This window comes from Zestomonas insulae (assembly GCF_016901015.1).
GTDB classification, from domain to species: Bacteria; Pseudomonadota; Gammaproteobacteria; order Pseudomonadales; family Pseudomonadaceae; genus Aquipseudomonas; species Aquipseudomonas insulae.
Genome location: NZ_JAFEUP010000006.1, coordinates 205,489 through 218,821 on the forward strand (window position 1 = coordinate 205,489; position 13,333 = coordinate 218,821).

Sequence of the window (13,333 nt, forward strand, 5' to 3'; positions counted from 1 at the left end):
GTTAGGGCGCTGGCCAGCCCGGCGCACTCCGAGTCTTGCGCTCAAACTCGCTGGGCGGCGCTTACTCCATGTCGCTGCGGCTGAACTCGTCGGCGAGGAAGTCGATCAGCGCGCGCACCGAGGGCAGCAGGCCGCGGCGCGAGGGGAACACCGCATGGACCAGCCCGGTGCGCGGTCGCCAGTCCGGCACCAGGTCGAGTAGTTGCCCGCTGCGCAGGTCGTCGCGCACCACCACGCTGGGCAGATGCACCACGCCGACCCCGGCCACCGCCGCCTGGCGCAGCGCCATCAGGTCGTCGGTGACCAGTCGCGGCCGGTAGCGCACCGCGGCGTGCGCGCCGTCCGGGCCGTCGAGTTGCCAGGCGTAATCGCGCAGTGGCGAACCCCAGTGCAGGGTGGGCAGCGCGGCGAGGTCGGTGGGCCGGCGCGGCGCCGGCAGCGCGGCGACCAGCGCGGGCGCCCCGACCAGGCACTGGGTGCTGTTGGCCAGCACCTTCATCACCAGGTCGCTGCTCTCCAGCGGCGGAAAGCGCACGCGCAGGGCGATGTCGATGCCTTCCTGGATCAGGTCGACGTGGCGGTTGGTGCTCTCCACCTGCAGCTCGACCAGCGGACACTCGACCATGAAGCGCGCCAGCATCGGCCCGACCCAGAAGTGCAGCAGCGAAGTCGGGCAACTCAGGCGCACCACGCCCTGCGGTTCGGCGCGCTGCCGCTCGATCAGCTCGGCGGCGCTTTCCGCCTCGACCAGCATGGCCAGGCAATGGCGGTAGTAGGCCTGGCCGATCTCGGTGACCGAGAAGTGCCGCGTCGAGCGCTGCAGCAGGCGCACGCCGAGGCGTTCCTCGAGCTGGGCGATGCGCCGGCTGAGCTTGGACTTGGGCATGTCCAGGGCGCGCCCGGCCGGCGCGAAGCCGCCGTGCTCGACCACCCGGGCGAAGTAGTAGAGGTCGTTGAGGTCGTCCACCAGTGTTCTCCAAATAGAACTCTGATGGCAATTTATCCCATCTACCGGGCTGATCGTTGCACTTCTATCGTGTGCTTCATCCACTTGCGGAGGCACACCATGAAACACATCCAGGCCATCTACAGCAGCCCGCGCCCGCACTGGGTCGGCGACGGCTTCCCGGTGCGCACGCTGTTTTCCTACGACCAGCTCGGTCAGCACATCAGCCCGTTCCTGCTGCTCGACTACGCCGGCCCGGCGCAATTCGCCCCGGCGGCCACCCCGCGCGGCGTCGGCCAGCACCCGCACCGCGGCTTCGAGACGGTGACCATCGTCTACCAGGGCGAGCTGGAGCACCGCGACTCGACCGGCAGCGGCGGCACCATCGGCCCCGGCGACGTGCAATGGATGACCGCGGCGTCCGGCATCCTCCACGAGGAGTTCCATTCCGAGGCCTTCACCCGGCGTGGCGGCACCCTGGAAATGGTCCAGCTGTGGGTCAACCTGCCGGCCCGCGACAAGCTTGCCGCGCCCGGCTACCAGACGCTGCTCAACGCCGACATCCCTAACCTCGAATTGCCCGAGGCGGCCGGCAGCCTGCGCCTGATCGCCGGCAGCTACGCCGGCCAACACGGCCCGGCGCAGACCTTCACGCCGATGGACGTCTGGGACCTGCGTCTGCAGCAGGGCAAGCGCGTCAGCCTGCCGCTGCACGAGGGTTGGAGCACCGCGCTGGTGGTCCTGCGCGGCACCCTGCAGATCAATGGCGGCGAACTGGCCCGCGAAGGCCATCTGGTGCTGTTTGAACGCGCCGGTAGCGAGCTGCTGCTGGAGGCCAACAACGACACCAGCCTGTTGCTGCTCAGCGGCGCGCCGCTCGACGAACCGGTGGTCGGCTACGGGCCGTTCGTGATGAACAGCCAGGCGGAGATCAGCCAGGCGATCGCCGATTTTCAGTCCGGCGCATTCGGCGCGATGCCTGGTTGAGCGTCATCTTCCGGACCCGGCAGCCGCCTAGTCTGGGCTATCGCCGGCGCAAGGAAGCGCCGCTACGACCTGTTGCACGACAGCTACGCTAAGGCGCAGCAGGTCAGCAAGGAGCACCCGCGGCCCGCCTTGCTGCAGTCATCACCCTCTCGCCGCGCACCGTTGTGGTGGCGTGGCGTCCAGCCCTAGTAAGGAGATCCACCCATGGCAATTCCCTACAAGCGTCTCGACAAGAACGATGCGGCCGTCCTGCTGGTCGACCATCAGACCGGGCTGCTGTCGCTGGTGCGCGACATCGATCCGGACAAGTTCAAGAACAACGTGCTGGCGCTCGCCGACATGGCCGAGTACTTCAAACTGCCGACCATCCTCACCACCAGCTTCGAGAGCGGTCCCAACGGTCCGCTGGTCCCCGAGCTCAAGGCCCAGTTCCCCAACGCGCCGTACATCGCCCGGCCCGGCAACATCAACGCCTGGGACAACGAGGACTTCGTCAAGGCGGTCAAGGCCACCGGCAAGAAGCAGCTGATCATCGCCGGGGTGGTCACCGAGGTGTGCGTGGCGTTTCCGGCGCTGTCGGCGATCGAGGAAGGTTTCGACGTGTTCGTCATCACCGACGCCTCGGGGACCTTCAACGAGATGACCCGCAACGCTGCCTGGGAGCGCATGACCGCCGCCGGCGTGCAGCTGATGACCTGGTTCGGCGCCGCCTGCGAGCTGCACCGCGACTGGCGCAACGACGTCGAGGGGCTGGCCACGCTGTTCTCCAACCACATCCCTGACTATCGCAACCTGATCAACGCCTACAACACCCTCACCGCCAAGTAACGCGGATAGCCGAAGGCCGGCCCGGATCGCTCCGGGCCGGCCTTCATTGCTTTTGGGCTGTTTCCCTTGCAGCGCCGCTTTCCTGACCGTCTTCGCGCTCACCCACCTACCGGAACAAGGCGACACGCACCGGCCACCGGCCGTACGGAAGGCGCACCTGCGGCTTAAACCGGCACGTCGCCGAGGATGGTCGCGCGGTGCATAACCCGCCGCGCCGGCCGGTAGTCGTCGACCGCGTAGTGCTGGGTGATGCGGTTGTCCCAGAACGCCACGTCGTTGGCCTGCCAGCGCCAGCGGATGGTGAATTCCGGGCGCGTCGCGTGGGCGAACAGGAAGCGCAGCAGCGCGTCGCTTTCCGCCGGCGCCAGCTCGTTGATCCGCGCGGTGAAGCCTTCGTTGACGAACAGTCCCTTGCGCCCGCTGACCGGGTGGGTGCGCACCACCGGGTGCGACAGCGGCGGATGCTGGCGCTGCACCTGGTGGTAGCGCTCCAGCGCATCGGCGCTGGTGCCGAAACGCTCCAGCGGGAACGAACGGGTGAAGTCGTGGGTGGCGGTGAGGCCGTCGAGCAGCTGTTGCAGCGGCGCCGACAGCGCCTCATAGGCGGCACTGCTGCTCGCCCACAGGGTGTCGCCGCCGAACGCCGGCAACTGCTTGGCGGCCAGCACCGCGCCGAGCGCCGGGGTCGGCAGGAAGGTCACATCGGTGTGCCAGATGGCGTTGTCGGCGACGTCGGTGATCGCCGTGTCGAGCACCAGTACCTCGGGCTGCTCGGGCACGTTGGGGTAGATCGGATGGATGTGCAGGTCGCCGAAGCGCGCGGCGAAACGCGCCTGCTGCTGCGGGGTCAGCGGCTGGTCACGGAAGAACAGCACCTGGTGATCGAGCAGCGCCTGGGCGATGGCTTGCTGGGTGCTGTCGCTGAGCGCGTCACGCAGTTCGACGCCGCTGACGACGGCACCGAGGGCGGGGCTGAGGGGAGTGATGTGCAGGGGCATGGCTTGTCTCGTCGTCTGCGGTGGTGGGGAGGGTCCGGCCCTCACCCCAGCCCTCTCCCAGCGGGAGAGGGGGTTGTTCGGTGTGCCTGGGAAGCGCTGAGTTGACCGGCGACCTCGCTCATTCCCCTCTCCTCTCGGGAGAGGGTTAGGGCGGCCCGCGTAGGGTGAGGGGCGGCGTATCGTTCAGTTCATTCCTCGCTCAATGCGCCTGGCCATACCAGGGCACCAGCTTGCGCTGCAGCGCACGCAGGCCCAGTTCGAGGGCGAAGGCGATCAGGGCGATGATCAGGATGCCGGCGATCACCACGTCGGTGACCAGGAACTGCGCCGCCGACTGGACCATGAAACCGAGACCGCGCTGGGCGGCGATCAGTTCGGCGGCGACCAGCGTCGACCAGCCGACGCCGAGGCCGATGCGTAGCCCTGTGAGGATCTCCGGCAGCGCGCTGGGCAGGATCACGTGGCGCACCAGCTGCGCCGGCGTGGCGCCGAGCGACTGGGCGGCGCGCAGCTTGGTCGGGTCGACGCTGCGCACCCCGGTGGCGGTGGCGATGGCCAGCGGGGCGAAGATCGCCAGGTAGATCAGCAACACCTTGGACAGCTCGCCGATGCCGCACCAGATGACGATAAGCGGCAGGTAGGCGAGCGGCGGGATCGGCCGGTAGAACTCGATCAGCGGGTCGAAGATGCCGCGCACCACGCGGTTGCGGCCGATGGCGATGCCCAGCGGAATCGCCGTGAACACTGCGGCGAGCAGCGCCAGGCCGATGCGCCCGAGGCTGGCGCCGAGGTGCTGGGCCAGGCTGGCGTCCATGTAGCCCTCGCCGAGCAGGCGCCAGGCGCGGCCCAGCACCGCCTGCGGGCTGGGCAGGAACAGCGGTTCGATCAGCCCGGCGCTCGTCACCGCCCACCAGAGCATCAACAGGCTGGTCAGGGTGAGGCCGCCGAGGGCGACCAGGCTGAGTTCGCGACGCGCCTTGCGCGGTGCTTCCGCCGGTTTGGCCAGCGGCAGGTCGAGGGTGCTCATGCGTGCCTCCGTTGGCGTTCGGCGAACACCTGGGCGAGTACGTGCTCGCGGGTTTCGATGAAGCGCGGGTCGGACTTGATCGCCCGCGCGCTCTCGCCGGCGGCGTAGCGGCGGCCGAAGTCGAGACGCAGGCGCTCGGCGATGCGTCCCGGATTGGGGGCGAGGAGGATCAGTTCGGTGGCGAGGAACACCGCTTCCTCGATGTCGTGGGTGATCAGCAGCACCGGCTTGCGCGCTCGCTGCCAGACCTGCAGGAGCAGCTCCTGCATCTGCTCGCGGGTGAAGGCGTCGAGCGCGCCGAACGGCTCGTCCATCAGCAGCACGCGCGGGTCGGCGGCCAGCGCGCGGGCCAGGCCGACGCGCTGTTTCTGCCCGCCGGAGAGTTCCCAGATGCGCCGCTTGTCGAAGCCGGCCAGGTCGACCAGGGCGAGCAGCTCGCGGGCCTTGGCCTCGCGCAGCGGACGCGGCACGCCGGCTAGCTCGAGGCCGAAGGCGACGTTGCCGAGCACGTCCTGCCAGGGCAGCAGGGCGTCGTCCTGGAACACCACGCCGCGCTCGGCGCTGGGGCCTTCGACCGCCACGCCGTCGAGGCGGATGCTGCCGGCGCTGGGCGCGACGAAGCCGGCGATCAGGTTGAGCAGGGTGGTCTTGCCGCTGCCGGATGGGCCGAGGGCGACCAGCAGTTGCTCGGCGCCGAGGCTGAGGGAGATGTCGCGCAGTACCGGCTCGGCCGTGCCGGGGTACTGTGCGCTGATGCGCTCCAGTTCGAGTAAGGCCATGGTGGTCTCGGTGTGGGGGGGGACGGTTGTAGTCCGTAGGATGGGTTGAGCGCAGCGATACCCATCGGCTTGGGTTCGATGGGTATCGCCGCTGCGCTTCTCCACCCATCCTACGAACGGCTATGTAGGAGCGAATTCATTCGCGATCGGTGGTGGCGTGGATCGCGAATGAATTCGCTCCTACAAGAAAGGGTGAGGAAGGCGGAGCGTCCCTGCTCCGTTATCCACCGCGTCCCTGGGGACGAGGGCCCGATGCTCGGATGTGGCGGACTGAACTGGCTTCCCGCCTGCGCGGCGGCCCGCGCAGGGGAACGACGGAGCCTCCTGTCCCCGTCATCCCCGCGCAGGCGGGGATCCAATCGATCGCGCCGCGTTAGTTGGTGATGAACTGGTTGCTCACGTACGGCGCGTAGTCCGGCAGCACCGCTTCGACCTTGCCCTGCTCCTTGAGGAAGCTGGCGGTGTCGGTGATTGCCTGGGTGGTCGGGGCGCCGAGTGCGGCGGCCTGGTCGGCGGCCAGCGGGTAGACGTTGCCCTGCAGCAGCAGCGGGATGTCTTCGGCCTTGGCGCCGGACAGCTTGACCAGTTTGGCGACGTTGTCCTGGTCGGCCAGCCAGGCTTGCGGGTCTTTGCGGTAGGCGGCGTAGGCGTCGAGGGTGACCTTGGCGAAGGCACGCACCACGTCCGGATGCTTGGCGGCGAAGTCCTTGCGCACGATCCAGGCGTCGAAGGTCGGCGCGCCGAGCTTGCCCAGTTCGCCGGAGGTGATCAGCACCTTGCCGTTCTGCCTGGCCACGCCGAGCGCCGGGTCCCACACGTAGGTGGCATCGATGTCGCCGCGCTGCCAGGCGGCGATGATCGCCGGCGGCGCGAGGTTGAGGATCTGCACCTTGGCCGGGTCGATCTGCCAGTGCTTGAGCGCGGCGAGCAGGCTGTAGTGGCCGGTGGAGACGAAGGGTACGGCGATCTTCTTGCCGACCAGGTCGGCCGGCTTGGCGATGCCGCTGCCGTCGCGCGCCACCAGGGCCTCGGCGGCGCCGATCTGGGTGGCGATCAGGAAGGTCTGGATCGGCAGTTGGCGGGTCGCCGCGGCGGCCAGTGGGCTGGAGCCGACATAGCCGATCTGCACGTCGCCGGAGGCCACCGCGGTGATCACCTCGGCGCCGCTGTCGAATTTGCGCCAGTCGATCTGGCTCTTGCTGGCCTTCTCATAGGCGCCGTCGGCCTGGGCGACTTTCGCCGGGTCGACGGTGGTCTGGTAGGCCACGGTGAAATCGGCCGCCTGGGTGGTGAATGCGAGGCCGCCGAGGGTCAGGGCGGCGAGCAGGCGACGCGGGAACGTAAAGGGGGTCATGGCAGGTCTCCTCGACAAATCGGCCGGCCGATTGCGAAGAGGGCCGGAGCACGGGACGTTGGTGTTATGTGAGGCGGGTCCGGTGGTCCGGTGAAGCAAAGCTAAACGATCTAAGAAACGCGTAATAAATGATATTTAAGAATATGGATATGAGCATCGGCGCTGAGCGCCGCGCAGCCGAGCGAGACAGCGCTACAGTTTCCAAGCACCGCCCGCCCGAATGAGCCAAGGAGCGCCACCATGAACATTCCCGAGTCCGCCCGCGACGCCAATGGCAATGCCCTGGTGGTGCACACCGCCGACGGCGATTTCGCCGCCTTCATCGCCCTGCCGGCAGTGCTGCCGGCGCCGGCCGTGGTGGTGATCCAGGAAATCTTCGGCATCAACGCCGACCTGCGCGAAACCTGCCGGCGCTACTCCGCGCAGGGCTTCATCGCGGTGTGCCCCGACCTGTTCTGGCGCCAGCAGCCGGGGGTCAGTCTGACCGACAAGAGCCAGGCGGAATGGGCGCAGGCGTTCGCCCTGTACCAGGGCTTCGACATCGATGCCGGGGTGCGCGACATCGCCGCGACGATCGCCGCGATACGCCACCTGCCGAGTGCCTCGGGCAAGGTCGGCGCGGTCGGCTATTGCCTGGGCGGCCTGCTGGCGTTCCTCAGTGCGGCGCGCACCGACGTCGACGCGACCGCCTCCTACTACGGCGGCGGCATCGACAAGTACTTGGGCGAGGCGGGCCAGGTGCGCCACAGCCTGATCCTGCACCTCGGCGAAGACGATGAGTTCATCTCCAAGGCGGCGCAGCAAGAGATCGCCGCCGCGCTCGGCAGCCATCCGCTGATCAGCGTGTACAGCTACCCCGGCTGCCAGCACGCCTTCGCCCGCAACCACGGCGTGCACTACGACGAGGCGGCGGCCAAGCAGGCCAATGCGCGGACCCTGGCGCTGTTCGAGCGCCAGCTGAAATAGCGCTCAGCCTAGGCGGAACACCAGCGCCTTGAGCCCACTGTCGCTGTGGATGTCGGCGAATTCCGGCGGGTTGTCGAGGCGCTCGACGAAGTGCAGTTGCGGCGCCTCGCGGGCCATTTCGTCGATCAGGAAATCCGGGCCGACGGCCGGGTCGTTGACGCAGGCCAGCACCGTACCGTTGGCGCTGAGCAGCTCGGGCAGACGCCGCAGGATGCGCTGGTAGTCCTTGCTCAGCGCGAAGCTGCCTTTCTGGAACGATGGCGGATCGATGATCACCAGGTCATAGGGGCCGAGGCGCGCGACCTTGCCCCAGGACTTGAACAGGTCGTGGCCTAGGAAGTTGACCTTGCCGAGGTCATGGCCGTTCAGCCGGTGGTTGTCGCGGCCACGGCTCAGCGCGGCGCTGGCCATGTCGAGGTTGACCACCTGGGCGGCGCCGCCGGCGATCGCCGCCACCGAGAAGCCGCAGGTGTAGGCGAACAGGTTGAGCACGCGCTGGCCGGCGGCGTGCGTCTGCACCCACTGGCGGCCGTAGCGCATGTCGAGGAACAGTCCATTGTTCTGCTTGCGGCCGAGGTCGAGCTTGTAGCGCAGGCCGTTCTCGTCGATCAGCCATTCCTCGCAGGGCTCGCCGCGCAGCCATTCCATGCGGCTGTCGAGCAGGTAGCGATGCTGCAGCAGCAGGCTGTGCGCCTGGCTGTGCTGCCAGGCCGGCGAGTCGCCGAGGCTCAGCAGCATGGCTTTCAGCGCCTCCAGCTCGGCTTCACCCGGTTCGCGGAACAGCGAGACCAGCAGCACGCCCTGCAGCCAGTCGACGGTGATCTGCTCGAGGCCCGGCCAGTTGCGGCCGCGGCCGTGGAACAGGCGACGGGTTTCCGCGGGAACGGTGGCAAGGGCGGCGAGCAGTTCGTGCTGCAGGGTGGCAATGGCGTCGGGAGTCATGGGTCGGAGTCAGGCAGGGCGCGAAGCCGCGCATTCTAAACGCGAAGCCGCCGGCGTGCCGCGTGGCGGCGATGGTTGGCGGGGAAAAGGTGGAACGGGGCGGGTAGCCCCGTTTCCGCGCTGGCCGGGTAGGTTGGCGCCTGGCAGCAAGTGCCGGAGGGAGGATTTGCCGCACCGGGCTGGTAAGCCCCCGGAAGCCGGTGTGCGACGCCGGCGGCGGGGCGGCAGGGCCGTCTCGCGCGTCGGGTGCAGCGGCCAAGGCCGCTTGGTGTACCGCGTCTCCTGAGTAAGGCGACGGCGGCGGGTGCTCAGTTAACCGCGGCGCACCGCGCTCCGCCGGCAGGCGGCGGAACGTGGTGCGCGCGGGTTCAGCCGATGGTCATCAGGCTGGCGTTGCCGCCGGCCGCGGCGGTGTTGACGCTCAGCGCGTGCTCGATCAGCAGGCGTTCCAGCGGGATGTCGGTCTCGCCTTTGTTGAGGCCGTGCACGCCGACGATCGCTCCGGGGCGCTGGGCGGCCTGCTGGCATACCGCGCGCAGCTGGTCGGAGTCGCCGTGGTGGAGGATGGCGTCGAAGGCCAGCTCGCTGCTCGCCCAGTCGGCGACCAGGTCGATGCGCTTCTGCACGTCCTTGGGCAGGCTGGCGAACAGCTCGCGCTGGCTCTCCAGCCATAGCGCGCGGCCGCCCACGGCGAGGATCGCGGTGAGCTGCACGAGCAGGTCGCTGCGCTCCTCGGCGAGCCCCAGCACGCGTTCGCGCGGCAGCAGGGTGTAGGTGTTGCGCTCGCCGGTCGGGCCGTTCAGCACGTGGCTGGTGTAGCTCTGCGACAGCGCGCCGTACTGCTCGCCGAGGGCGACCAGCGCCGGCTCGTGCTTGCCGGCCCAGCTGGCCAGGGCACTGCGCGCCTTCTCCAGCTCGGCCGGGCGCTCCAGGACGTGCACCTGCTCGCCGCGCAGCTGCTCGGCCACCGCGTGGTTCGGGCGGGTCGCCAGCAGGCGGTAGAGGTACAGCGGGCCGCCGGCTTTCGGGCCGGTGCCGGACAGGCATTCACCGCCGAACGGCTGCACGCCGACCACCGCGCCGACGATGTTGCGGTTGACGTAGAGGTTGCCGACGTTGGCGCTGTCCACCACCTGGGCGATGGTCTCGTCGATGCGCGTGTGCACGCCGAGGGTCAGGCCGTAGCCGCTGTCGTTGATCTGCTGCAGCAGGTTGTCCAGCTCGGCGCGCTGGTAGCGCACCAGGTGCAGCACCGGGCCGAAGATCTCGCGCTTGAGCTCGTCGAAGCTGTCCAGCTCGATCAGGGTCGGCGGCACGAAGGTGCCGCGCTTGATCTCGTCGGCGCTGCTGCGCACCTGCTGGAAGACCTTGCGGCCCTTGTCGCGCATTGCCTGGATGTGGCGTTCGATGTTGCCCTTGGCTTCGCTGTCGATCACCGGGCCGATGTCCACGTTGAGGCGCTCCGGCGAACCCATGGTGTATTCGGCCATGGCGCCCTTGAGCATCTCGGTGACCCGCTCGGCGACGTCGGCCTGCACGCACAGCACGCGCAGCGCCGAGCAGCGCTGGCCGGCGCTGTCGAAGGCGGAGTTGACCACGTCGATCACCACCTGCTCGGCGAGCGCCGAGGAGTCGACGATCATCGCGTTGAGGCCGCCGGTTTCGGCGATCAGCGGGATGGTGCGGCCCTGGGCGTCGAGGCGCCCGGCGATGTTGCGCTGCAGCAGGCCGGCGACTTCGGTGGAACCGGTGAACATCACCCCGCGCACGCGCTCGTCACCGACCAGCTGGGCGCCGACGGTTTCGCCGCGGCCCGGCAGCAGCTGCACGGCACCGGCCGGCACGCCGGCGTCGCGGAGGATGCGCACCGCCTGGGCGGCGATCAGCGGGGTCTGCTCGGCCGGCTTGGCCAGCACGGTGTTGCCGGCGGCCAGCGCGGCGGCAACCTGGCCGCTGAAGATCGCCAGCGGGAAGTTCCACGGGCTGATGCACACCACCGGGCCCAGCGGGCGGTGGCTGTCGTTGCTGAAGTGATCGCGTGCCTGCGCCGCGTAGTAGCGCAGGAAGTCCACCGCCTCGCGCACTTCGGCGATGGCGTTGGCGAAGGTCTTGCCCGACTCGCGGACCAGCAGGCCCATTAGTTGCTGGATTTCCGCCTCCATCTGGTCGGCGGCGCGCTCCAGCACCGCGGCGCGCTCGCCCGGCAGGGTCGAACGCCAGATCTGCCCGCTGGCCTGGGCGCAGAGGATCGCGTTCTGCACGTCGGCGGCGCTGGCTTCATGCACGTGGCCGACCAGATCGCGGTGGTCGGCGGGGTTGCGCAGCGGCTCGGCCGGGCCGGGCGCCGGGGTGTCGCCGCCGAGCATCGGCAGCGCCACATAGTCGGTGTTGGTGGACGACAGCAGCGCCGAGGAAAGCGAACCGAGGCGGTGTTCGTTGGCCAAGTCGATGCCGCTCGAGTTGACCCGCGCGCAGCCGTACAGGTGGCGCGGCAGCGGGATGCGCGGGTGCGGCAGGCCGACCCCGCCTTCCTGGGCGGCCATCTGCTCGACCTGCAGCACCGGGTCGAGGACCAGCTCCTTGAGCGAGATGCTGTGGTCGGCGATGCGGTTGACGAACGAGGTGTTGGCGCCGTTTTCCAGCAGGCGACGGACCAGGTAGGCAAGCAGCGTTTCATGGCTGCCGACCGGTGCGTAGATGCGGCACGGGCGGTTGAACTTGCCGTCGGCGACCTTGCCGACCACCTGCTCGTAGAGCGGCTCGCCCATGCCGTGCAGGCACTGGAACTCGTACTGGCCGGGGTAGTAGTTCTGCCCGGCGAGCTGATAGATGGCCGACAGCGAGTGGGCGTTGTGGGTGGCGAACTGCGGGTAGATGGCTTCCGGCACGGCGAGTAGCTTGCGCGCGCAGGCGATGTAGGAAATGTCGGTGTACGGCTTGCGGGTGTACACCGGGTAGCCTTCCAGGCCGTTGACCTGGGCCAGCTTGATCTCGCTGTCCCAGTAGGCGCCCTTGACCAGGCGGATCATCAGGCGGTGGCGGCTGCGCTTGGCCAGGTCGATGACGTAGTCGATCACGTACGGGCAGCGCTTCTGGTAGGCCTGGATGACGAAGCCGATGCCGTTCCAGCCGGCCAGTGCCGGGTCGAAGCACAGGCGCTCGAGCAGGTCGAGGGAGATTTCCAGGCGGTCGGCTTCCTCGGCGTCGATGTTCAGGCCGATGTCGTACTGCTTGGCCAGCTTGGTCAGACCGAGCAGGATCGGGTACAGCTCGTCCATCACCCGCTCGTACTGCGCGCGGCTGTAGCGCGGGTGCAGTGCCGAGAGCTTGATCGAGATGCCCGGGCCTTCGTAGATGCCGCGCCCGTGCGAGGCCTTGCCGATGGCGTGGATGGCCTGCTCGTAGGAGGCCAGGTAGCGCTTGGCGTCGTCTTCGGTCAGCGCCGCTTCGCCGAGCATGTCGTAGGAGTAGCGGAAGCCCTTGCTCTCCATGGTCGAGGCGTTGGCCAGCGCTTCGCCGATGGTTTCACCGGTGACGAACTGCTCGCCCATCAGGCGCATGGCCATGTCCACGCCCTTGCGGATCACCGGCTCGCCGCTCTTACCGATCAGGCGGTTGAGCGACGAGGACAGGCCGGCCTCGTTGTGGGTGGCGACCAGCTTGCCGGTGATCAGCAGACCCCAGCTGGCGGCGTTGACGAACATCGACGGGCTCTGGCCGAGGTGCTGGCTCCAGTTGCCGTTGGCGATCTTGTCGCGGATCAGCGCATCGCGGGTGGCCTTGTCCGGAATGCGCAGCAGCGCCTCGGCCAGACACATCAGCGCCACGCCTTCCTGCGAGGACAGCGAGAACTCCTGCAGCAGGCCCTGCACCAGGCCCTGGCGGCCGCTGGCGGTCTTCTGGTTGCGCAGCTTCTCGGCGATGCCGAGGGCCATCTGCTGGGTTGCCTCGGCCTGCGCCTTGGGCAGTCGCGCCTGCTCGAGGAGCATCGGCAGCGCCTCGGTTTCCGGGCGGCGGTAGGCGCCGGTGATGGCCGCGCGCAGCACTGACTGCGGCAGGATGCTTTCGGCGAAGTCGAGGAACACCTGCAGACCCTGCTCGCTCAGCGCGTCGACCGCTTCCTCACCGGCGACGGCCGCCAGACCGGAATGCTCCGCCGGGGTCAGACCACCCTCGACCTGCTCGAGGTAACTGAAGATCGCCTGCTTGATCAACCAGTGCGGGGTGCGATCGAGGGTCTGCGCCGCTTGCTTGAGGCGGTCGCGGGTGGCGTCGTCGAGTTTTACGCCGAGGGTGGTGGTGGCCATTGTCGTTGTCCTGTCGGTGGTGGTGCGCGCAAAAGCCGGCGGAGAGTAAACCCGGAAAAGTATCGGGTGCAACTAGGTGCAACCTGTGCTCGGACGAAGGGTTGCAACCTGTATGCGCTAACAGGCTCGCCGGACGCCTGGCGCAGCGCCGGGCCGCCGCCACGCGCTGCGGCGGCAGGCAGGCGCTAGCCGCGCGGCG

10 protein-coding genes are annotated in these 13,333 nt (G+C 68.7%); 3 read left to right on the plus strand and 7 right to left on the minus strand.

Annotation, left to right across the window (positions count from 1 at the left end; translation table 11 throughout):
• Nucleotides 1-61: 61 nt before the first annotated feature.
• Entirely contained in the window at nt 62-970 is a 909-nt protein-coding gene (locus JQX08_RS19510) for a LysR family transcriptional regulator (RefSeq protein ID WP_205350326.1), read from the minus strand.
• 96 nt (nt 971-1,066) lie between these two features.
• Here JQX08_RS19510 and JQX08_RS19515 point away from each other — a divergent pair, with 96 nt between their 5' ends.
• Both JQX08_RS19515 and ycaC read left to right on the plus strand, forming a co-directional pair.
• Complete coding sequence (locus tag JQX08_RS19515; protein ID WP_205350086.1) at nt 1,067-1,933, plus strand: pirin family protein; 867 nt, start codon at nt 1,067-1,069, stop codon at nt 1,931-1,933.
• A gap of 204 nt (nt 1,934-2,137) precedes the next feature.
• The gene (ycaC, locus tag JQX08_RS19520) at nt 2,138-2,761 is read left to right on the plus strand and encodes an isochorismate family cysteine hydrolase YcaC (protein WP_205350087.1); all 624 of its coding nucleotides are present in this window, start codon (nt 2,138-2,140) and stop codon (nt 2,759-2,761) included.
• A gap of 164 nt (nt 2,762-2,925) precedes the next feature.
• Here ycaC and tauD read toward each other — a convergent pair whose 3' ends face one another.
• The 4 genes from tauD to tauA form a co-directional block, all read right to left on the minus strand.
• Nucleotides 2,926-3,759, minus strand: a complete 834-nt coding sequence (gene tauD / locus JQX08_RS19525) for a taurine dioxygenase (protein WP_205350088.1) — start codon at nt 3,757-3,759, stop codon at nt 2,926-2,928.
• Nucleotides 3,760-3,958: 199 nt separating this feature from the next.
• Nucleotides 3,959-4,786: a taurine ABC transporter permease TauC gene (gene tauC / locus JQX08_RS19530; protein WP_205350089.1), complete on the minus strand. Its 828-nt coding sequence runs from the start codon at nt 4,784-4,786 to the stop codon at nt 3,959-3,961.
• Nucleotides 4,783-5,565: a taurine ABC transporter ATP-binding subunit gene (gene tauB / locus JQX08_RS19535; RefSeq protein WP_205350090.1), complete on the minus strand. Its 783-nt coding sequence runs from the start codon at nt 5,563-5,565 to the stop codon at nt 4,783-4,785. Before tauB ends, tauC begins: the two co-directional genes overlap by 4 nt.
• Before the next feature lie 373 nt (nt 5,566-5,938).
• Complete coding sequence (tauA, locus tag JQX08_RS19540) at nt 5,939-6,919, minus strand: taurine ABC transporter substrate-binding protein (RefSeq protein WP_205350091.1); 981 nt, start codon at nt 6,917-6,919, stop codon at nt 5,939-5,941.
• Between the two features lie 240 nt (nt 6,920-7,159).
• On the opposite strand from tauA, the gene JQX08_RS19545 reads away from it, so the two are divergent.
• Complete coding sequence (locus JQX08_RS19545) at nt 7,160-7,885, plus strand: dienelactone hydrolase family protein (RefSeq protein WP_205350092.1); 726 nt, start codon at nt 7,160-7,162, stop codon at nt 7,883-7,885.
• Nucleotides 7,886-7,888: 3 nt separating this feature from the next.
• On the opposite strand, the gene JQX08_RS19550 is transcribed toward JQX08_RS19545, so the two are convergent.
• Nucleotides 7,889-8,827, minus strand: a complete 939-nt coding sequence (locus tag JQX08_RS19550; protein ID WP_205350093.1) for a class I SAM-dependent methyltransferase — start codon at nt 8,825-8,827, stop codon at nt 7,889-7,891.
• Nucleotides 8,828-9,195: 368 nt separating this feature from the next.
• Nucleotides 9,196-13,134: a trifunctional transcriptional regulator/proline dehydrogenase/L-glutamate gamma-semialdehyde dehydrogenase gene (gene putA, locus JQX08_RS19555; RefSeq protein ID WP_205350094.1), complete on the minus strand. Its 3,939-nt coding sequence runs from the start codon at nt 13,132-13,134 to the stop codon at nt 9,196-9,198.
• Nucleotides 13,135-13,333 lie beyond the last annotated feature (199 nt).